The sequence below is a fragment of the Acinetobacter sp. Marseille-Q1618 genome (genome assembly GCF_902809855.1).
In the GTDB taxonomy this organism is placed as follows: domain Bacteria; phylum Pseudomonadota; class Gammaproteobacteria; order Pseudomonadales; family Moraxellaceae; genus Acinetobacter.
In genome coordinates this window covers 197983-217730 of sequence record NZ_CADDWJ010000002.1, presented here as the reverse complement: position 1 = coordinate 217730, position 19748 = coordinate 197983, and the positions used below count along the sequence as shown (strand labels likewise).

22 protein-coding genes are annotated in these 19748 nt (G+C 37.9%); 4 read left to right on the top strand and 18 right to left on the bottom strand.

Features of this window, described 5'->3' with window-relative positions; genetic code table 11:
* Positions 1–81 precede the first annotated feature (81 nt).
* From HUS24_RS08160 to thyA, 3 genes are all read right to left on the bottom strand, one after another.
* On the bottom strand, positions 82–1149 hold the full coding sequence (locus HUS24_RS08160; protein WP_173911591.1) for a DUF4105 domain-containing protein: 1068 nt from the start codon (positions 1147–1149) through the stop codon (positions 82–84).
* 28 nt (positions 1150–1177) lie between these two features.
* Positions 1178–1690, bottom strand: a complete 513-nt coding sequence (locus HUS24_RS08155; RefSeq protein ID WP_173911590.1) for a dihydrofolate reductase — start codon at positions 1688–1690, stop codon at positions 1178–1180.
* Between the two features lie 99 nt (positions 1691–1789).
* Positions 1790–2632: a thymidylate synthase gene (gene thyA, locus HUS24_RS08150; RefSeq protein WP_173911589.1), complete on the bottom strand. Its 843-nt coding sequence runs from the start codon at positions 2630–2632 to the stop codon at positions 1790–1792.
* A gap of 131 nt (positions 2633–2763) precedes the next feature.
* On the opposite strand from thyA, the gene HUS24_RS08145 reads away from it, so the two are divergent.
* Positions 2764–3573 (top strand): YwqG family protein, encoded by an 810-nt coding sequence (locus HUS24_RS08145; RefSeq protein WP_173911588.1) that lies wholly within the window; start codon positions 2764–2766, stop codon positions 3571–3573.
* 485 nt (positions 3574–4058) lie between these two features.
* On the top strand, positions 4059–4481 hold the full coding sequence (locus tag HUS24_RS08140; RefSeq protein WP_254433864.1) for a peptidoglycan amidohydrolase family protein: 423 nt from the start codon (positions 4059–4061) through the stop codon (positions 4479–4481).
* 63 nt (positions 4482–4544) lie between these two features.
* Here HUS24_RS08140 and HUS24_RS08135 read toward each other — a convergent pair whose 3' ends face one another.
* The 3 genes from HUS24_RS08135 to lgt form a co-directional block, all read right to left on the bottom strand.
* Positions 4545–4916 (bottom strand): hypothetical protein, encoded by a 372-nt coding sequence (locus HUS24_RS08135; protein ID WP_173911586.1) that lies wholly within the window; start codon positions 4914–4916, stop codon positions 4545–4547.
* Positions 4917–4918: 2 nt separating this feature from the next.
* Positions 4919–5302 (bottom strand): hypothetical protein, encoded by a 384-nt coding sequence (locus HUS24_RS08130; protein ID WP_173911585.1) that lies wholly within the window; start codon positions 5300–5302, stop codon positions 4919–4921.
* Positions 5303–5444: 142 nt separating this feature from the next.
* A complete protein-coding gene (gene lgt, locus HUS24_RS08125; RefSeq protein ID WP_173911584.1) occupies positions 5445–6263 on the bottom strand; it encodes a prolipoprotein diacylglyceryl transferase in 819 nt (272 codons plus the stop codon).
* Between the two features lie 107 nt (positions 6264–6370).
* Here lgt and HUS24_RS08120 point away from each other — a divergent pair, with 107 nt between their 5' ends.
* Positions 6371–7150, top strand: coding sequence for an NRDE family protein (locus HUS24_RS08120; RefSeq protein WP_173911583.1), 780 nt, complete (start codon positions 6371–6373; stop codon positions 7148–7150).
* A 63-nt stretch (positions 7151–7213) separates the two neighbouring features.
* Here HUS24_RS08120 and HUS24_RS08115 read toward each other — a convergent pair whose 3' ends face one another.
* The 4 genes from HUS24_RS08115 to tatA form a co-directional block, all read right to left on the bottom strand.
* Positions 7214–9409 (bottom strand): PhoX family phosphatase, encoded by a 2196-nt coding sequence (locus HUS24_RS08115; protein ID WP_173911582.1) that lies wholly within the window; start codon positions 9407–9409, stop codon positions 7214–7216.
* 126 nt (positions 9410–9535) lie between these two features.
* The gene (gene tatC / locus HUS24_RS08110; protein ID WP_173911581.1) at positions 9536–10315 is read right to left on the bottom strand and encodes a twin-arginine translocase subunit TatC; all 780 of its coding nucleotides are present in this window, start codon (positions 10313–10315) and stop codon (positions 9536–9538) included.
* Complete coding sequence (tatB, locus tag HUS24_RS08105) at positions 10312–10779, bottom strand: Sec-independent protein translocase protein TatB (protein WP_173911580.1); 468 nt, start codon at positions 10777–10779, stop codon at positions 10312–10314. The genes tatC and tatB overlap by 4 nt, the downstream gene beginning before the upstream one ends.
* An 18-nt stretch (positions 10780–10797) precedes the next feature.
* Positions 10798–11019: a Sec-independent protein translocase subunit TatA gene (gene tatA, locus HUS24_RS08100; RefSeq protein ID WP_173911579.1), complete on the bottom strand. Its 222-nt coding sequence runs from the start codon at positions 11017–11019 to the stop codon at positions 10798–10800.
* Positions 11020–11183: 164 nt separating this feature from the next.
* Between tatA and HUS24_RS08095 the strand changes: the two genes are divergently transcribed.
* Positions 11184–12062, top strand: coding sequence for an AEC family transporter (locus tag HUS24_RS08095; protein WP_173911578.1), 879 nt, complete (start codon positions 11184–11186; stop codon positions 12060–12062).
* Between the two features lie 69 nt (positions 12063–12131).
* Here the strand turns inward: HUS24_RS08095 and rdgB are convergent, their stop codons facing one another.
* The 8 genes from rdgB to HUS24_RS08055 all read right to left on the bottom strand — a co-directional run bounded on the left by rdgB (position 12132) and on the right by HUS24_RS08055 (position 19702).
* Complete coding sequence (gene rdgB / locus HUS24_RS08090) at positions 12132–12758, bottom strand: RdgB/HAM1 family non-canonical purine NTP pyrophosphatase (RefSeq protein WP_173911577.1); 627 nt, start codon at positions 12756–12758, stop codon at positions 12132–12134.
* 85 nt (positions 12759–12843) lie between these two features.
* Positions 12844–13341 (bottom strand): hypothetical protein, encoded by a 498-nt coding sequence (locus HUS24_RS08085; protein WP_173911576.1) that lies wholly within the window; start codon positions 13339–13341, stop codon positions 12844–12846.
* Positions 13342–13477: 136 nt separating this feature from the next.
* Complete coding sequence (locus HUS24_RS08080; protein WP_173911575.1) at positions 13478–14071, bottom strand: tetratricopeptide repeat protein; 594 nt, start codon at positions 14069–14071, stop codon at positions 13478–13480.
* A complete protein-coding gene (gene metW, locus HUS24_RS08075) occupies positions 14068–14661 on the bottom strand; it encodes a methionine biosynthesis protein MetW (RefSeq protein WP_065993461.1) in 594 nt (197 codons plus the stop codon). Before metW ends, HUS24_RS08080 begins: the two co-directional genes overlap by 4 nt.
* Positions 14661–15821, bottom strand: a complete 1161-nt coding sequence (locus tag HUS24_RS08070; RefSeq protein ID WP_173911574.1) for a homoserine O-acetyltransferase — start codon at positions 15819–15821, stop codon at positions 14661–14663. Before HUS24_RS08070 ends, metW begins: the two co-directional genes overlap by 1 nt.
* Positions 15822–15930: 109 nt before the next feature.
* Positions 15931–17628 carry a 2-isopropylmalate synthase gene (leuA, locus tag HUS24_RS08065; protein ID WP_173911573.1) on the bottom strand — a complete coding sequence of 566 codons (1698 nt, stop codon included), beginning with the start codon at positions 17626–17628 and terminating at the stop codon, positions 15931–15933.
* Between the two features lie 290 nt (positions 17629–17918).
* Positions 17919–19022, bottom strand: a complete 1104-nt coding sequence (locus tag HUS24_RS08060) for an alpha-hydroxy acid oxidase (protein ID WP_173911572.1) — start codon at positions 19020–19022, stop codon at positions 17919–17921.
* Positions 19019–19702 carry a Fe2+-dependent dioxygenase gene (locus HUS24_RS08055; protein WP_065993465.1) on the bottom strand — a complete coding sequence of 228 codons (684 nt, stop codon included), beginning with the start codon at positions 19700–19702 and terminating at the stop codon, positions 19019–19021. The genes HUS24_RS08060 and HUS24_RS08055 overlap by 4 nt, the downstream gene beginning before the upstream one ends.
* Positions 19703–19748: the final 46 nt, after the last annotated feature.

Genomic DNA, 19748 nt, shown 5'->3' with positions numbered 1-19748 from the left:
ATATAATTTGCCTATATATAACCAAAAAATCATGCAAATCACTAGCTTGACAATGTATCTAAGCGTTAAAAAGTCATTGGATTATGAACCATTTATGACACTCTTCGGTAAACCTTCACGAATCACTTTAGAATAGTTTTCGCTGCTTGGATTTTTTACTTGTTTAAGTAAGTCAGTACGTGGATTCACATGTGCATGTTGATACCATTGTTTGATATTCCATTCTTGATTTAATGCACCTAAATCATAAAGATAATTCGGCAAATAGCCTGAAGCAAGCAAACGATAATCCAGTGGCAATTCTTTAGATGAAATGGCTTGAATCATATCAAATACTAAAGTTGTGCAATTACTGGTCAAGGTGTTATACCATTTTGGTTGTTGCGCTAACTCATCGGTTTTACTTAAGTATTCTTCAAACAAAGCTCTCATTTCCGCTTTTGGCATATTGATCGGGAAAAAGTAGACTTGTTCATTACGAATATTGCTACGGGTATAAATTAAGTCTTTTTCATCTGAAGCAATCAGACTCAATTCATATTTTCTAAAAAAACCACCAATGGCAGAGAAGCTTTCTGTTTTTTCTTTACGGATTTCGATTGAAAAAACCAAAGGTTTTTGGTCAGCAAAATCAAAACTGACCAAGGTATGGGCGATTTGTGGCCCCATCCAATAAGAAGTAATGATATTGACGCCAGTAATGTGATTTAAATTATAGCGACGTGTGTCCCAATGCACATCGTATTGATCCTCAGTAATCCAATTAAAATTACGAATATTTTGAATAGTGACAATATCACCTTGTTTTTTATAGGTAAATAAACGATCTACTTCGGGATTCCAGTCCCGATCTTGTTTTGCAAGAATATTGAAATACCCAATCAGGCTGAGTAAAAATGCCACAATATAAATTGCAATATCTTTATTTCGGCTAAAAAGATTTTGGCTAATATAAATCCCTAAAATGCTGAGAGAAAATATAATCCAAATACCGATCAGAATACGACTGAATATCATCCCCAAAGGTTCTTGAAACCAGATGACACAGCATAACCAAATAGAGGAAACAATCACAAAAATACTAAAAATGGAATGGAGTAATCCCATTCCAAGTGTATGAAAAAATTTCTTTTTTTCGAGTTGTGGCATAGCGCAGAATACTTAGAAAAAGTCAGGCTTATTTTTGATAAGTTGCAAACTCAAAAGCAATGGCAGATTTGTCATCAATATGTGATTCGCTTGCGACTTTTTTAAACGCATCAGGGATTTCTGGGTAGTGAGCATTGCCTTGAACATCTAAATCGACATGGGTAAGTTCTAAACGGTCTGCAATCGTAAGGGTTTGTTTAAAAATTTCACCACCACCAATAATGAAGATACTGCTAGGTTTCTCAGATGCAGAGGCATCATTAACTGAGCCTTGCAGAGCTTCTTCAATACTATGCGCCACTTTAACGCCATCAAAAGTCCAGTTTGGATCACGGGTAATCACCCAATTGACACGTTTCGGTAAAGCTCGCCCCATAGATTCGAGGGTTTTACGTCCCATCACCACAACACCACCTTGAGTGATTTCTTTAAAGTGTTTTAGGTCAGCAGAAATATGCCAAGGCAAGTCATTATCTTTACCAATACAACGTTGTTGATCCATTGCAACCACATGTACAACTTCTAAATCTTGGTAAGCCATAACGTTTCATCCAAAGCATCATAAAAACTATGCCTATTAAAAGACAAAATCCCACTTTAAGCAAAGTGGGATTTTATTATTTTAAATATTTAATGAGAATTAAACTGCAACAGGTGCTTTAATCGCGGGATGTGATTCATAACCTACAATTTCGATATCTTCAAATTTAAAGTCAAAAATATCGCTAATCTCAGGATTAAGTTTGAGTTGGCACAAAGCTAAAGGTTCACGGCTCAACTGTAATTGTGCTTGTTCAAAATGATTGGCATACAAATGTGTATCCCCACCTGTCCAAACAAAATCGCCCACACCTAAACCACACACTTGCGCAATCATATGCGTTAATAAGGCATAGCTGGCAATATTAAATGGTACTCCAAGAAAAACATCAGCACTACGTTGATAAAGCTGACAAGATAATTTTCCATTTTGTACAAAAAATTGGAATAGCGTGTGACAAGGTGGCAGTGCAACATTACCAGCCTCATTCGGGTTCCAACCTGAAACGATCAAACGGCGTGAGTTTGGATTGGTTTTTATTTCATTAATTAACCATTTAATTTGGTCAAAACCGTCATTTTCATACAAACCATTGTCTTTTTTGGTTGCACCGAAATTACGCCATTGATGACCATATACAGGTCCCAGCTCACCTTCAGGACGACCAAAACGTGCTGTTTGTTCAGCAGTTGCCCATTCATCCCAAATGGTAACTTTGTTGTCTTGTAAATATTTTACGTTGGTGTCGCCTTTTAGAAACCAAAGCAGCTCAATCACGATAGAACGGAAATGTACTTTTTTGGTGGTCAGTAAAGGAAAACCTTTGGATAAGTCAAAACGCATTTGATGACCAAATACAGAACGTGTTCCTGTGCCTGTACGGTCGCCTTTGTCGCCACCATTGTCGAGGATGTGTTGTAGAAGGTCTAAATACGCTTTCATATTGATTCCAAAATTAAGCTCATACGCCAGATTATGACGTTTAGTTTTGAGCATGTCATATTTTTACTAAACGTCTCAGTTTATACTAAAGCTAGATTTATTTTAACTAGCGATAACAAGAGAGAAGAAAAATGAGCATTATATGGAATGAAATTCCTGAATTTATTCAGCAATATAAAGATCAAATTTTGGCAACAAAAAAGTCAGCCATTGAACTTAATTTGACACCTCGTGATGATTTAACCTTATGGCAAAGTAAAGTTGGTGGTCAGCCATATTTACCGCTTGGTGTTGACTATCCATGCAATGAAAATGGCGAAGCTTTACAGCTTATTGCACAAATTAATTTTGCAGAATTGCCAAATAATCAGATTTATCCAAATCAGGGTATTTTACAATTTTATATTGATACACAAGATGATTTACTTGGCCTAGATTTTGATGATCAGCAAAAACAAAATGGTTTTAGAGTGGTTTATTTTGCTGATGTTATAGAAGATCAAGCCTGCTTACAACATGATTTCCCAACCGAAGAGTTGGATGAAGATATGAGTCCAATAGCAGGGCAGTATACAGTGCAATTTGCTGCAACTGAGCGTTATATTTCAATCGGCGATCATGAGTTTAGCAGCAAAATTTTTGATCCTTATACGATTGATGAAGATCTCCTTGAGGAAGGCGACTTATTTGATGACTATGAGGATAATTTTTCTTCAAATGGACATCATTTAGGTGGATATCCATTTTTTACCCAAGAAGATCCACGTACACATGATGATCGCTTTAAAGATTATGTTCTTTTATTACAAATAGATACCGATGATGCTGAAGATGTGCAAATCATGTGGGGCGACAGTGGTGTTGCAAACTTCTTTATCCATCCAGATGATTTGAAAAACAGAGACTTTTCTAAGGTATTGTATAATTGGGATTGTTATTAATTTTACCATAAAAACTATGCGGTTAAGACTGCTACATTAAAGTGAGTGCTGATCAGTTAAGGCGTAAAAAATCCTTAACTGACTGGTTATTCATTTATCAAAATGGTTTTTCATGCATCATTATTCACAAGATTCGTATTGCATAAAAAAAGATAACAATATAAATAAAATTGATATAATGGCCGTTTATAAAAAATTACAAAAGAAAGAGCAACTTAAAATATTCTCATTTACATTCACAAATTTTATTACATTTACATTAACCACTTTTTAAGAATCTATGGCTAGTATCTCAGCTTCGTTCATTATTGTATCGGTCATTTTATGGTAAAACTGGTTCAAATAAACAGACATGGGGTTGAGTCATGATTGTCGATTTAAATACTCAACCTATTCAAAATTTAGAAAATAATGCAGCGAGTCAATTTATTTTCCAACACGAAAATGGCTCTTTTTATCCACAACAGGATTTTAATCCGACTGCAATTATTCAGCAGAATAAATTAAAAGCGGCTCAAGCAAATAAATTTTCTTTAAGTAATGCTTTTCAAATTGATATTGATAAATTCATTAGCAAATTAGATAGCATTTCTGCACGTACCAGTTCAGCACGTTGTGCACGTAGTATTCGTATCGCTTTGCAAACAGCAGGTGCTAAATTTAGCAATCATCCAGTTGCTGCGGCAGATTGGGGTGATACTTTAGAAGAAATCGGTTACAAACAAATCCAGCCTGCTTTTGATAATCCGCAAGAAGGTGATATTTACATCATTGATCGGACTCGCAAGCATCGTTATGGGCATATTGCAGGCTATACAGGCTCAGAATGGGTGTCTGACTTTAAACAGCGTAGTTACGATGTCTATAAAGGTGATGTGACTTATAAATATTATCGTTTATCCGCTTAAGTAGATGCTTGATCAGTAAACAGATAGATTAAAAAGGAAGCTTGTTCGGGAAAATCTTCCTTTTTAATCCGAGCGCTTGGCACGATTTTCATAGTTAGCAATCAGAATAAATCCAAGCGCAATAAACCCAAGACATTGCGAGATCAAATATAGCATGTTTTGTCGAGGCAAAGACCAAGCCATAATTGCTAATGCTAAAACAGGCAGCAGCATAATAAGTACTTTTAACAGCTTAAATTGAACGGTTTGAGTCGCTGTTCTTAAGCTAAGTTGCTTTAAGACATGTAAAATAATACCTATTGCGAGACTGATTCCTACAAATAAAGGGCTGAGTTTGGCAATGCTGGAGCAATAATAAATCGCAATACACAGCACAATGCTGACCATTAATTTAACTTGGCGTGTACAACGTTCAGAGTACCAAAAATCTAACATGGCTAGGGTGCTTGCGTAGGTTTATTTTGATGAAGTAAGGATAAAGGTGAAAATAGACACACTGCCAAAGCCATAAAGCCAATGCCTTGTGCGCCTGGGATTAAAATTTCACCTTGATTCATATTTTTAAAAATTAATGCCAATAACAATGCAATGGGAATCCAAGTCAGTAGGCGATAGATCAGACCTGTTGGATTTTTAGCAGCGAAATGGATTTTGCAATAACGACAAATAAGAAAAATAACACCTGTTGCCACAAACATTAAAATAGCAGAATAGGCTAAAGGTTCCATGCGATACAACACTGCAGTTGCAATAGCAATCACAATAAAAATCAACAGTTTTTTTAATACAGATGTTTGTGGATCAAACCAAAATTCAAGCATAATGTCTGAGTAATCGAAAAGGACAGTCTAAGTATAAATCAACACCATGCTAAGATGAGTTTTAGTTACACAGCAGTTGATAAATAAGAATACAGCACATAAAAAAGCGGATGTTATTTCATCCGCTTTAAGAAGTTCACAATTAAGTGTTTTTCTGAGGTCCCCAATCAAAGATTTTCTTTTGATAGGCATACCAAATCATCCAAAGACCAATCAAAATCATTGGGAAGGATAAAATCTGTCCTTTGGTCATCCAGCCAAATAAAATATAGCCTTGATCTGCATCTGGTTCACGGAAGAATTCCATAAAGAAGCGAGCACATCCATAACCCATCAAGAAGATCGCTGATACAGCCATACGAGGGCGAGGTTTTGAGCTAAACCACCACAGAATAATAAAGAGTAATAAGCCTTCGCATAGCGCTTGGTAAAGCTGTGAAGGGTGACGTACCAAATGTAACGGGTCTGTTGGAAAGATCATACCTAGAGCAAAGTTTGGATCAGAAACCTGACGACCATAGAGTTCCCCGCCGATGAAATTACCAATACGACCAAACATTAAACCTGTTGGTACACAAGGGGCAATAAAATCTAAAGTTTCAAACCATGTTTTTTTATACTTATGACACCATAACAACATCGCAACCATGACACCGAGGAAACCACCATGGAAACTCATGCCTCCCGTCCAGACTTTAAATAACCAAATCGGATCGGCAAGAAACTTATCAAACTCATAAAACAGAACATAACCAATACGTCCACCGAGCACTACCCCCAAAGCACCGTAAAATACAAGGTCTGAAACCATTTCAGCGTTCCAGTTATTACGCTGTTTGGCACGATAGGTTGCCAGTCCCCAAGCACATAAAAATGCTAAGAGATACATCAATCCATACCAATGCACTTTGAGTGGACCCAGTGATATTGCCACTGGATCAATATTCGGGTAGGTCAGCATGGTGACTCCTTTGAATTCTATTTTGCACAGATTTTAGCTGAAAGTTATTAAAAATGTTGTACATTCAATGTGTAAACTTAGATTAAGAAAAAAGTGGAATAAAAAATATGTGTATTGTGGCATTGGCATGGCAAGTTTTGGACGATATGCCATTATGTTTGATCTCAAACCGAGATGAGTTTTATCAGCGTCCGACTTCGCAATTACATCAATGGGAAAATAGTCCAATCATTGCAGGCAAAGATCTGCAACTGGGGGGCACATGGATGGGCGTAACAGCACAAGGGCGTTGGGCAATTGTGACCAATTTTAGAAATGGCCATGACAAACAGCACTATAAAACATCGAGAGGTTATTTGATTGAGAACTTTTTAGAATCAGATCAAACTCCGATTCGTTTTGCACAGGATCTAGAAAGGCAACAATGTGATTATGCTGGTTTTAATTTATTTATTGGTGATCGAAATCAAGCAGTGTATATGAGTAATCGAGGAGAAGCACCACAAGTTTTAGCCAAAGGTGTTTTTGTCATATCCAACGGTTTACTCAGTGAAGATTGGGAAAAGACCAAACATTTAAGGAAGCGTTTTACCCAAGAATTTTTACCTATGCTACAACTTACGACTACCTCAGAGCAAGATTTGCAATATGCTGCATGGGATCTTTTGGAAGATGAGCGTAAGGTGATTGTGGATTTGCTACCTGATACAGGGATCAACCCCGAAATGGAGCATTTATTGTCTTCGACTTTTATTCAAAGTCCGATCTATGGTACTCGATGCTCGAATTTTTTAAGGATAAAAAACCATACGATTGAATGGCTAGAAAAAACACAACAAGGTGAAAAAGTAGGGGATGTGGTGAGGATAAACTCGTCTCTTTCATAATAAAAATATCCACACTTGCTTTGGCAAATGTGGATATCTCAAGAAAAATTATAGTTTTAACAATTAACCCGCAATTGTTCCGCCATCTTTACGTGTAATAACAACTGTTGCCGAACGTGGACGTGCGATTTGATTGTTTGCATCTTTTTGTGTTGCTGGCCAGTGACTGGTTGGTTTGTCATAGCTTTTAGAATCTTCACCAGGATGTTGCACGTTGATAAAGATCGCTTTGTGGTCTGGGGTCATGGTTACACCCGTGATTTCACACTCTTTTGGACCAGTAAGGAAGCGACGTAAATTATCATCCGTCATTTTTGCCCCAACAATCGTTTCTTGACCTGCAGAAGTTGTTGCTTTGGTACCATCACCGACTTTACCTGGAAGTGCAGCAAGCATCATACAGTTGGTTACATCTGTATATGCACCATCATCAGTTTGAATCCAAAGTACACCACGAGGGTCAAACCACATACCGTCTGGAGAAGATAAGTCATTGTTATCATTTAAACCAGACAAGTTAATGTTGCTTGCCATTTTCGCTTCGGCACCAAATAGGTAGATATCCCAAGTAAAGCTTTCTGCAGTTGTTTTGCCATCTTTTTCGTGAAAACGAATAATATGACCATTCACGTTCCCTTTACCACCTTCTGGATCTTGGTAGTTACGTGGGTTTGCTGCATCTAATGGATGTGTTGTACCGCGGTTTGAGTTATTGGTTAAAGTTACATAAACTTCGCCATTTTCTGGGTTTATTGCGACCCATTCTGGGCGGTCCATCTTAGTTGCACCAACTGCATCACCTGCAAGGCGAGCAAAAGTAGTCACTTCAGCTTGTGATTTAAATGGATAAACTTTATTTGCGGCATCTAAACCATTTTTACCATAAGTCAATTCAATCCATTGACCTGTACCATCATTATTGAACTTAGCAACATAAAGTTTGCCAGAGTTCATGTACTTATCACCTGCCTTATAACCGCCGTTAATGTCTTTTGCAGACCATTTCGCATCTGAAACGAACTTATAAATATATTCGCCACGAGAGTCATCGCCCATATAGAATGCAAGATTTTCACCTTCAATTAAGCGACTTGCACGACAATCTTCATGTGCAAAACGACCTAAGGACGTACGTTTTACTGGGTTTTGGCGGTTATCAAATGGGTCAATTTCAACAATCCAACCAAAAGTATTGGCACTATTACGATAGTCTTGAGCTGCAGAAGCACCTGTTACTGATGAATTCCAACGATCATATAAATCTTGGTTTTCAATCTGGCCAATAGCAGTTTCCCATTGATAGCGTGAACTTGCACCATCTTTTAAACCGTAACGATTTAATGCAATGATTTCTTCAGGAGTACGTTTGGCATCATCCCCTTTTGCACGAATGAAATAACCAATATAGTTTTCTTCAGTGGTGAGATATGTTCCCCATGGTGTATAACCATTACCACAGTTATTGTGTGTTCCTCGAGTTTGTTTTGCTGCTGGAGAATATTTAGTGGCTAATAAGTTAGAACCTGTCACTACGCCTGCAAAATCCATCACAGTTGAGGCAGTAATACGGCGGTTAAAAATCGAGTTCTTAACGATTTCAACTTTTTGCGTATTTTTATCTTTTTTCAGCTCAATAATTGAAACGCCATGCGCATTCATTTCACGGATTACTTCATCTTCAGGACGACGACCATCAGCGGTTTTTGTCGGACCTTTAGGATGTAAGAATGTCTGATTAATATACTCATGGTTCATGACCAATAAGCCACTTTCAGATACTGTTGGATCATAGTTTTTATTGGCTTTATTTAAACCGAAATAGCTCATACCATCATGGCAGTCACCTGAACGATATAGAAAGCTTGGACCCAATGGAACAGCATTATCATTCCATTCAGGATACGCAGGGTTAATTGAATCACCCATCGCATACAGTACAGTTGCTTCATAACCTTCAGGTACAGTCACGATATCATTTAAGTTTTTAGCAACAGGTTTGAAAGTTAGTTTTTCAGGTTTTTTATTTGGATCAACAGGATTCGGATTTGGGTTTGGTGGCGTTACATTGTTTGAAGAGTCTTTGTCATCCCCACAACCTGTTAATGTAGAAGCTAAAGCAAGTGCTGCTGCTCCACTCGCAGTTTTAGCAATCAAACTACGGCGAGTAATATGTTGTTCTAAAATATCACGAAAGTGTGTGTTGTCAGAGGTATTGTTATCAAGTTCTTGATCTTCATGATATGGCGTCAGCTCGGTCATGGAAGTTTCCCTAAAGTTAATCAACGGTAATAAAGTTGCTATTAACTTAGAGAATAAATATGACGAAGCTTTGACAGTTGGGTGACATTCTGGTGAAGAAAAAATATTATTCAGCTTAAAACAACGTCAAGCATTACGTTGTCTTTTCTCAATAATTTTGCCAAACAATAAACCAAGTTCAAATAATAACCACATAGGAATGGCAAGCATAATCATTGAAATTGCATCTGGTGGGGTAATAAACATAGACACAAAAAAACAGCCCACAATGATATAACGGCGTTTATTAACTAAGTCTTGAGTAGACACTAGACCAATTAAAATCAGGAGTAAGGTAATAACTGGAATTTCAAAAGTTAAACCAAATACCAAAAACAGTTTTAAACAGAAAGTTAAATAGCTATTAATATCGGTCATGGGTGCAACGGTTTCAGGAGAAACACTGATGAAAAAATGTAAAATTGAAGGAAGTGCAATAAAATAGGCGAAGGCGATACCTGCATAAAATAAGCTAATACTGCTGATCAACAAAGGCAGTGCTAAAGTTTTTTCTTTTGCATAAAGTGCAGGTTTAACAAATGCCCATATTTGATAAATAATAAAAGGCATTGCCAACATCAAAGCAATAAAAAAATTCAGTTTAAACGGAGCCATAAATGTTGCAGTTACATCGGTTGCAATCATTGTAGACGTTGTTGGAAGTTGTGCTCTTAAAGGTTCTGATAACGTAATATATGTTTTATTGGCAAAAGGTAATAAACAGAAAAATAGCGCAATTAAAACCCCCATGATTTTAAACAAATGTCGTCTTAAAACGATCAAATGTTTGGTAATGGGCATTGATTCTAATTCAGGCTGAGGATTTGGCTCAGAAGATTGAATTTGAGGGGTAAAGGAGCTGTTCATACCGCAACCTCTAAGTTTTTCGATTCAAGAATATGAGGTTCAGGCTTTTGAATCGGATGAACTGAATTTTTCAATTTTTTTAACCAAATATAAGCGATATAAGGTGATGGAATTGAAGATTGAATCAAATGATAATCAATAGAGGTGTCTAACACTGAATGCGTAGTTACGAGTGCATGATTTTGTTTTTCTTCAGCAAGTTTAGATTGTTGTAACTCTTGCATTTGCGTTTGCATTTTCTGTTCAAGTTCTTGAATACGTTTCATTTCAAGTTGCATTTGTTCACGCAATTCTGAAAGACGCAGTTCACGATCAATGTCATTCTGAACATTACTCACAGTACGTTTTATTTTGGAATACCATTTCCCTGCAAAACGTGCAGCGACAGGCAGCTTTTCAGGACCTAATACCAATAAAGCAATGATTCCAAAAACCAGTAATTCAGAAAAACCCACATCGAGCATGATCTACGACTCCCAGTTTTAGTGCTTAACTGTAGAGTTCACATCATTTGTGTTTTGATGTTCTAAAGTACGAGGTTCTTTGATTGCTGCAGTATTTGCCTCATCATCTTTAATTGATTTTTTAAAGTCTTTAACAGCACCACCCACATCTTTACCCAAGTTTTTAAGTTTTGATGTACCAAACAATAAAATCACTACGATTGCAAAAATCAATACGTGCCAAATTGATAATCCAGCCATGATAAAAACTCCTATTTAATTTGACCTTATCTCAACAGGTATCTATGACAAAAAAGTGACATCAATATTGCAATTTAAAGACAGCATTTTTTTAGCCATATTTTCAAAAGCATGTTTAAGCATCACATGCTAAGATTGAGTGAAATAATTTTAGGTGAATGCAAGTGTCGGCTGTATTACCACTTTTGGGATTTTGTAGTGGCTTAATTTTAGCGACAACGCCATTCTCACAGCGCTTGAAAAGTTTATTTTCCTCGGTGCTGTCACGTTTATTTATCCCGATTGTCATTATTTACAATATGGTTTTTTATAAAGCAGGCAGTTTGGGTTTGATGCTGTTTAGCTTTTTTTCAGCTATTTTACTGTTTTTTATTTATCTTGTTTTATCCAAAGACCGTTTACAGTCACTCTGTTTTAGCTATACCAATATGGCATGGTTAGGCTTTCCGATAGCGATTGCTTTGTTTGGTGAAAATATTAGTGCTGCAATGATTGCAATTTATATTGGTGGTTCAATTTTTGGAAATGTTTGGGCAGTAACTTCAGTCAGTTCGGAACCTTTAAATCTTCAAGAGGTCTTAAAAAAAGTAATGCAGTCACCACCAGTGGTGGCATTGATATTGGCGGCTATTTTCCGCTTTTTAAATCTACAAAATCTGCAAGATCATGCTTGGATTGATGCACTTTATAATTTCTCAAAATGGGGCATGGTGTTTACAGGCATGTCTGTTTTAGGGATGTGGTTGCGTAAAACCAAAGTGCATATTGACGATCTAGCATATAGCTTCCGAGTCGCTTTACTCAAAGTATTTTGTGGCGTGGTTTTTTGTACATTTGCCTATTATTTTCTACCGATTACCCATATTCAGGACAATATTGGCGTAATGTTTTTACTGTTCTGCTTGCCACCTGCAGCAAATATTGTGGCATTAGAAACGCATTATCAGGGCACAGGGATTTCTGCTAAATATATCGCAGCTGGTACAGTGGTGAGTGTTGTGATTTGTCTATTTTACGGTGTGGTTGTTCACTTGTTTTCTTGATTTTTAAATACCTCTCCTTCTTGTGAAATTTTATTTTTCATTCTAAAAGGAGAGGGCAGTTTAAGGTATTTATTTTGCTAAACTTGCTTTGAACAATTGCATCGCCTGTCCACGATGACTAATTTTATTTTTTTCTTCTTTGCTCATCTCTGCGCTCGAAATACCGAGTTCTGGCAATAAAAATAATGGATCGTAGCCAAATCCATTTGCTCCACGTGGAGCATCTAAGACTTCACCTGTCCAAATACCTTGAAAAATTTGTGGCAATGGATCATCTGCATGTTGAACCAAAGCCAAGACACAAACAAACATGGCTTGAATTGGTTTTCCATCTTGGCGAAATGGTTTTAAATTCTCTAGTAGTTTTTGGTTGTTTGCTGCATCATCACCATGTTCACCTGCATAACGTGCCGAGTAAATTCCTGGCGCACCGCCTAAAACAGGTACATAAATTCCTGAATCATCCGCAATTGCAGGTTTACTTGAAATACGACTCGCATGACGTGCTTTGATAATGGCATTTTCAATAAAACTCAAACCATCCTCAACAGCATCTTCGATGTTGAGCTTCCCTTGAGGAATGACTTCAACCGGCAGTTTGAGTTCAGCAAACATTTTTTCAAATTCAGCAATTTTACCTTTGTTATTGCTTGCGAGTACTAAAGTTCCTTGAGATAACCAATCTTGTGCAGACATTCGAATTGCTCTGAGTTTGAATAATGGTAGTTATTTTAACTTAATCTGAGTATGAAGGAAGGGACTGTAAATTAAATCTGTGCTTTCAATGAATCTGCTTTGTTTTCGGTTTAATCCATTTATCTAACTCATTTTTTAAACCAACAATATCCTCGTTTTTCATCCAGCCTGTTGCAAAGTTAAGCTGCTGCTTGGTTTGGTCTCGCATATGAAAGACCAAATAATAATGCCGATCTAGCCACGTCTTTTTTAATTCAATTTCACTAATGTCCTTTAATAAAATCGTTTGGTTGTGAACACCTTGACCTTTGTAATCAATCGTTCGAATTTGGATGGGGGTAAGTGTCAGAATCGGTTGTTGATTCTTAAAAAGCCGATATGCATTGCGAGACAATAAATAAGCAATAAATAAAATGGGTAATAATAGAATAAGTAGATATAAGCTTTTAAGGCCATGATTAAACTGAACTATTTCAACAGATGCGAATATACTAGCGAGCCAAAAAGGACATGCAAAAAGTACAGTGAAAATAGCTACAATTTTCATACGTGTATGAGATGCAAAATATTTTTTCTTATTCATATTTTTTCATCATAGGTTAATCAAGCTTTCAATCCAGTCAAATCTGTTAGAGCATATTCTATAAATTAAAACTATCGTTTAAAGTTTTATAATGACAAAAAAAGCACCCTAAGGTGCTTTGATGTTCTATTTTAAATTATTGTGTTTGAATCCAACGATCCGCACGATCACGTGCAGTACGGATTTGCTCAGGCGTTAAGTTTGCAGCCAAAGCCGTTTTTTTGGTTTCCGACATATTGATGACTTTGTTGTCTAACATGCCATCACGTGTTGAAAGCTCATACCACTGATAAGCACCGATGTAGTTTTTCTTTTGCTCTTCCATCACAGCCAAGTTAAAGCTGGCACGGTTATCGCCATGACTTGCCGCTTTTTCAAAATATTGACGAGCAGAAGCTTCGTTTTTAGATACCCCGATACCATCTGCATACATACGACCGACATTTAACTGTGCAGCAGAAATACCTTGATCAGCTGCAGATTTAAATAAACTGAATGCTTCTTTTAAATCTTTAGCGACACCATTACCTGATTGGTAACGTGTTGCAAGGTAAAATTGTGCCGCAGGTTGACCTGCTTTTGCTGCTTTGGTTAGATCAGCAACGTTCATATGGGCATATTGTGCAGCTAAAGCAGCAGTCGATGGTTTTTGCTGCGGAATATAGTCTGCATGGGCTTGAAAACTTAGCAGCCCAAAAAAGAATGTACTGCTTAATAATAATTTTTTCATAGAGCGCTCACTCGATAAATAGCGACTTCGCCGAACAAATTCGGGATGGACTTACTGAGTAAGCTCCCTTGTTGATTCCCATTTACAGCGAGTCTATTAATAATACGAATATGATTTTCAGCACACAATGCTTCAAAGTCACGAAAGGTGCATAGGTGGATATTTGGCGTATTGTACCACATATACGGTAATGCATCTGAAACAGGCATCATTCCTTTTAAGGCAAGAAAAGAACGTGTCTTCCAATGCGCAAAGTTAGGAAAAGTAATAATTGCTTGTTTCCCCACACGCACCATATCGCGCAAAAGCACATCAGGCGCATCCACAGCTTGCAACGCTTGAGCCATGACCACATAGTCAAAAGACTGATCAGCAAAACGACCTAAACCGAGATTCAAGTCCTGCTGGATAATATTTAACCCTCTGCTGACCGCAATTGCAATCTTTTCTTGATCAATTTCTAATCCATATGCACGAATATTGTGTTTTTTACTCATATGGGCGAGTAATTCGCCATCACCACAGCCTAAGTCAAGCACACGAGAATCAGGTTGAATCCATTTTTCTGCAAGTTGATGATCAATACGCATTACACATTCTCCTTAGGTGTCGCTTGAAGGTGCTGTTCACCACCTAAAAATGCTCGTAATGATTTGACATATAAAGGAATTGGGAAAAGGAATGAATCATGCCCTTGTTCCGCATCAATGTCTAAATAACTTACAGGTTTATGGGTGCTGATCAATGCATCTACGATCTCTTGTGAGCGTTGTGGGCTAAAACGCCAGTCGGTGGTAAACGACACCACCAAAAAACGACATTTGGTATTGGATAATGCTTTGACCAATGATTGTTCATATTCACGTGATGGATCGAAATAATCCAATGCTTTGGTCATGATGAGGTAAGTATTGGCATCAAAGTTACGACTAAACTGTTCACCTTGATAACGCAAATAACTTTCAACCTGGAACTCGACATCAAAACCATACATGAATTTGCCAGATTTTAAGTCACGACCAAATTTTTGCTTCATGGCTTCTTCTGACAGATAGGTAATATGACCGACCATACGTGCCAAGATCAACCCACGTTTTGGATAACTGTCTTGTTCTAGATAACGTCCATGATGAAAATCAGGATCAGATAAAATGGACTGACGTGCCACTTCGTTAAAAGCGATATTTTGTGCCGAAAGTTTTGGTGCAGAGGCGATGATCACACATTTTTGCAAACGATCAGGATAGTCCACCGACCATTGTAAGGCTTGCATTCCTCCCAACGAACCACCGATGATGGAATACCAAACATCTATACCCAAACGATCAGAGAGCATTGCTTGGGTTTTAACCCAATCTCGTACAGTAACCAACGGAAAGTCAGGGCCATACGGACGATTGTCATTTTCAGGATTTGGTGAAGTAGGCCCTGTAGAACCATTACAGCCACCAATATTATTTAAAGCGACTACAAAGAATTTTGAGGTATCAATGGCTTTGTTTGGGCCAATACATGCATCCCACCAACCTGCTTTTTTATCATCTTCGTGATGATAGCCTGCGGCATGATGATGCCCTGAAAGTGCGTGACAAATTAAAATAGCATTCGATTTATCTGCATTCAGTTCACCATAAGTTTCAACCATGATTTCAAAACGTGGTAATACACGACCACATTCAAGTTCTAAAGGTTCTTCAAATTCAAACTTTTGCGGGGTAACGAGACCCACCGAGTCAGCAGGAAAGGACACTGGAATAATTCGCCTTAAAATTTTATAAAACAATAAATAAAAGAAAGGATACCACTTGAGATATCCTTTCTAAAGTCTTTTTCGTGCTAAAGTCTAGTTCTATAAACGCTTAAACTGCTGCGGCAACGACTTGTTCAGTGTTTAATACACCACGATCAATCAAACGGTTGGTACACGCAATAATTGCTTCAATGGATGCCGTAACGATGTTGTCATGTACACCAGCACCAAAGGCAGATTTGCCTGTGCCTTGCACTTGAAGCTCAATCAAAGCCAATGCTTTGGCATGTGCGCCTGCGCTGATGCTACGCTCTTCGTAGTTCAATACATCAATTGGTAATTGAAGCGCATTCAAGATCGCTGAAATCGGTCCATTGCCTTCACCACGTAATTGTTGGATTTCACCATTCACCTCAACATCAAGCTCAATCACTTGCTTGCCGTTTTCGTCATGTAAACGATAGTTTTTCGCTGAATAATGGGCATCTTTTGCGGCAACATAGGTGTCTTTGAACAATGTCCAAATCGCTTGTGCTGAAATTTCAGTACCTTCAGCATCGGTTTTTTGTTGAACCACTTGTGAGAATTCTACTTGTAAACGACGTGGTAAAGTCACGTTGTAGTTTGATTCTAACAAGTAAGCAATCCCGCCTTTACCAGACTGTGAGTTAACACGAATTACGGCATCATAGTCACGACCTAAATCTTTCGGGTCGATTGGCAAATATGGCATATCCCAAATTTCTTCATCTTTTTGGAATTCAAAGCCTTTCTTAATCGCATCTTGGTGTGAACCTGAGAATGCAGTAAAGACCAAGTCACCTGCATACGGATGACGTGGATGTACTGGCAAGCCTGTGCATTCTTCAACTGTTGCGATAATTTCATTAATGTTTGAGAAATCTAACTCACATGGCACACCTTGGGTGTACATGTTCAAGGCAATCGCAGCTACGTCCACGTTACCTGTACGTTCACCGTTTCCGAACACACAACCTTCCACACGGTCAGCACCCGCCATGATCGCTAACTCAGATGCTGCGATACCACAACCACGGTCATTATGGCAATGTACTGAAATGATCACACCATCACGACGTTCGATATTACGGTGCATCCATTCGATTTGGTCAGCGTATACATGAGGACCTGAAACTTCTACGGTTGCAGGCAAGTTCAAAATCACTTTATTTTCAGGTGAAGCTTCCCAAATTTCAGTCACAGCATCACAAACGTCTTTTGCTACGTCCAATTCAGTTGCAGTAAAACACTCTGGGCTATATTGGAAAATAAATTCTGTTTCAGGTTGCTTTGCTGCATATTCTTTGACTTTGGTTGCCGCATTGATTGCCAATTGTTTGGCACCTGCCACATCGACATTCAATACTTTTTGACGGAAAGTCGGTGAGTTTGCATTGTAAATATGCACAATGGCACGTTTCGCACCTTGCAAAGATTCAAAGGTACGTTGGATTAAATGATCACGCGCTTGTACCAACACTTCGATATAAACATCATCTGGAATATGACCTTCTTCAATCAATTTACGTGTGAAATCAAAGTCAATTTGTGATGCAGAAGGGAAGCCAATTTCAATATGTTTAAAACCAATTTTGACCAACATTTGGAACATTTTAAATTTTTGTTCGATGTTCATTGGTTCAAAAATCGCTTGGTTGCCGTCACGAAGGTCGGTACTCATCCAAATCGGCGCTTTATTGATTTCGTTATTTGGCCATTGACGGTCTGGCAAGTCTACACGTTGATACATGCGACGATATTTTTTACTTGGATCAGCCAACATCATGAGGAAACTCCTTGTGTAGTGTACGCTGCTCATTGCTTCGGTAAAGACAGGGGGTAAAGGCAACTGACTACGATATAGATTGTGTCTATTCTAACGATTTACAAGTATTTTTCGGAGAATATTCGCCTAAAGTGGCATAATATTATGGATGTTGTAGCATCGCATAAATTCAACGCTGATGGCTTGTAAACGAACTAACTTATGATTAATTCTAAAACAGATTGTTTGGAAATAATTTCCTTAATTTGCAGCATTAAACCTAAATAAGAAAATTATTTTCATAAAAATGACTATTCTTGAGAAATAAAGCCTGCATTAATTTCTTTCAGTGTAGATGTTCCCATCAATGCCATAGTGACTTCAAATTCTTCCTTCAAGATTTTAATGACATGCGCTACACCCAAAGCACCTGCCACCGCCAAGCCGTGAATATAGGGACGACCAATTAAAACTGCGGATGCACCAAGGGCGATGGATTTAAACACATCTGTACCACGACGAACCCCACCATCCAATAATAATGGAAAATCAGTCGGCACAACCGTTTTAATTTTTGCTAAGGCTTTGAGTGGTGAAATCGAAGTGTCTAAAACACGGCCACCATGATTGGAAATGATTAAACCTTTCACTCCAATCTCTACAGCTTTTTGGGCATCCAGTGGATGTAAAACACCTTTTAAAATCACAGGTAAATTGGTATGCGCAATGATAAATTCAATATCTGCCCATTTTGGTGCGATTTGCATTAAACCAGCAAAGACAGGATGTTGATTTTTATCGAGTTCTGGTAAAGGAATATGGCTAGGTGTATGTGGGTGCTGCATATTTTCAGGCAAATGGAAAAATACCCGACGTTCCCGATCACGTACGCCTGTATGTGGAGAGTCCACCGTGATCACGATCGCTTTAAAATGATGTGCTTCTGCCAGTTTGACCAAAGCCAGTGATTTTTCACGCTCACCCTGCCAATACAACTGAAACCATTTGTAAGGGTTTTCTTGTTTTAAACTGGCTAAGTCGGTATTGGTAAATGTACTGAGGACAAAGTTACTACCTAAAACTTCCGCTGCCAAAGCACTTGCAGCTTCTGCATCAGGATGAAATTGTTGTTGATGTCCAATGGGCGCCAAGAAAATAGGATGTGGAAATGTTTGCCCTAAAATTTCACATGCAGTATGCCCTTGGGTCAGGTCATTGAGTAAACGAGGGACGAGTTGAATTTTGGCAAATTGTTCACGATTGTCACGGATACTGTATTCATCCATTGCACCGCCTTGTAAATATTGCCACACCATATCGGATAAATGCTTTTGTGCCTGAACTTCGTAATCTGCCAATGTTTGTAAATGAGGTGGAATCTCTTGTAAAGGTGGCAGAATATTTTCCATACTCATAAGTCGCCCCACTGACGTAACAAATTATGATAATGATGCGTCAAACTCAGTACTTCTTCTGAATCTCCTAATTGCTGACGCAGCTTGATAATCGTCATGTCGAGATTAAACAGTGTGGTACGTTGCCAATCATCTTTGACCATACTTTGCATCCATGTAAAAGCTGCAATACGTTTACCTGACGTCACAGGTTCAACTCGATGTAAACTGGTGGCAGGGTAGAGAATCACATCACCTGCATCAAGTTTGACTTCATGACAGCCATAATTATCTTCAACAATCAACTCACCGCCTTCATATTCATCAGGTTCTGATAAAAATACGGTCATAGAAACATCGGTGCGAATCATTTGTCCTGTAAGTGATGAAAATTGCACAGCATTGTCTACATGATTACCATAATTGCCTGAATCTTGGTAACAATTAAGCATGGGTTGTAAAATGTGTTTAGGTAGTCCAGCAGATTGAACTAAAAGATTTTGCTTTAAGGCTGCTAAGATTTGTGTAGAAATACTTTGATAAACGTCGTGTTGAACATCCACTTGTAAATTATTTTTAATGTGTTGTGCTTGTGCGCCTGCACTGATTTTACCATTTACCCAAAGCTTTTCATCTTCCAGTAATTTTCTAAATTCTAAAACTTGCTGTTTACTCAAAACTTCGGGGATATGTAGCATCATTAGATTTCATCACTCTTTGGAACAATTTGGTGTATCAATAAAAAAG

What these genes read in the sequence shown, in the direction of transcription:
- HUS24_RS08160 (WP_173911591.1), bottom strand. Translation starts at nt 1,149, where the DNA reads ATGCCACAACTCGAAAAAAAGAAATTTTTTCATACACTTGGAATGGGA.
- HUS24_RS08155 (WP_173911590.1), bottom strand. Translation starts at nt 1,690, where the DNA reads ATGGCTTACCAAGATTTAGAAGTTGTACATGTGGTTGCAATGGATCAA.
- thyA (WP_173911589.1), bottom strand. Translation starts at nt 2,632, where the DNA reads ATGAAAGCGTATTTAGACCTTCTACAACACATCCTCGACAATGGTGGC.
- HUS24_RS08145 (WP_173911588.1), top strand. Translation starts at nt 2,764, where the DNA reads ATGAGCATTATATGGAATGAAATTCCTGAATTTATTCAGCAATATAAA.
- HUS24_RS08135 (WP_173911586.1), bottom strand. Translation starts at nt 4,916, where the DNA reads ATGTTAGATTTTTGGTACTCTGAACGTTGTACACGCCAAGTTAAATTA.
- HUS24_RS08130 (WP_173911585.1), bottom strand. Translation starts at nt 5,302, where the DNA reads ATGCTTGAATTTTGGTTTGATCCACAAACATCTGTATTAAAAAAACTG.
- lgt (WP_173911584.1), bottom strand. Translation starts at nt 6,263, where the DNA reads ATGCTGACCTACCCGAATATTGATCCAGTGGCAATATCACTGGGTCCA.
- HUS24_RS08120 (WP_173911583.1), top strand. Translation starts at nt 6,371, where the DNA reads ATGTGTATTGTGGCATTGGCATGGCAAGTTTTGGACGATATGCCATTA.
- HUS24_RS08115 (WP_173911582.1), bottom strand. Translation starts at nt 9,409, where the DNA reads ATGACCGAGCTGACGCCATATCATGAAGATCAAGAACTTGATAACAAT.
- tatC (WP_173911581.1), bottom strand. Translation starts at nt 10,315, where the DNA reads ATGAACAGCTCCTTTACCCCTCAAATTCAATCTTCTGAGCCAAATCCT.
- tatB (WP_173911580.1), bottom strand. Translation starts at nt 10,779, where the DNA reads ATGCTCGATGTGGGTTTTTCTGAATTACTGGTTTTTGGAATCATTGCT.
- tatA (WP_173911579.1), bottom strand. Translation starts at nt 11,019, where the DNA reads ATGGCTGGATTATCAATTTGGCACGTATTGATTTTTGCAATCGTAGTG.
- rdgB (WP_173911577.1), bottom strand. Translation starts at nt 12,758, where the DNA reads ATGTCTGCACAAGATTGGTTATCTCAAGGAACTTTAGTACTCGCAAGC.
- HUS24_RS08085 (WP_173911576.1), bottom strand. Translation starts at nt 13,341, where the DNA reads ATGAATAAGAAAAAATATTTTGCATCTCATACACGTATGAAAATTGTA.
- HUS24_RS08080 (WP_173911575.1), bottom strand. Translation starts at nt 14,071, where the DNA reads ATGAAAAAATTATTATTAAGCAGTACATTCTTTTTTGGGCTGCTAAGT.
- metW (WP_065993461.1), bottom strand. Translation starts at nt 14,661, where the DNA reads ATGCGTATTGATCATCAACTTGCAGAAAAATGGATTCAACCTGATTCT.
- leuA (WP_173911573.1), bottom strand. Translation starts at nt 17,628, where the DNA reads ATGATGTTGGCTGATCCAAGTAAAAAATATCGTCGCATGTATCAACGT.
- HUS24_RS08060 (WP_173911572.1), bottom strand. Translation starts at nt 19,022, where the DNA reads ATGAGTATGGAAAATATTCTGCCACCTTTACAAGAGATTCCACCTCAT.
- HUS24_RS08055 (WP_065993465.1), bottom strand. Translation starts at nt 19,702, where the DNA reads ATGATGCTACATATCCCCGAAGTTTTGAGTAAACAGCAAGTTTTAGAA.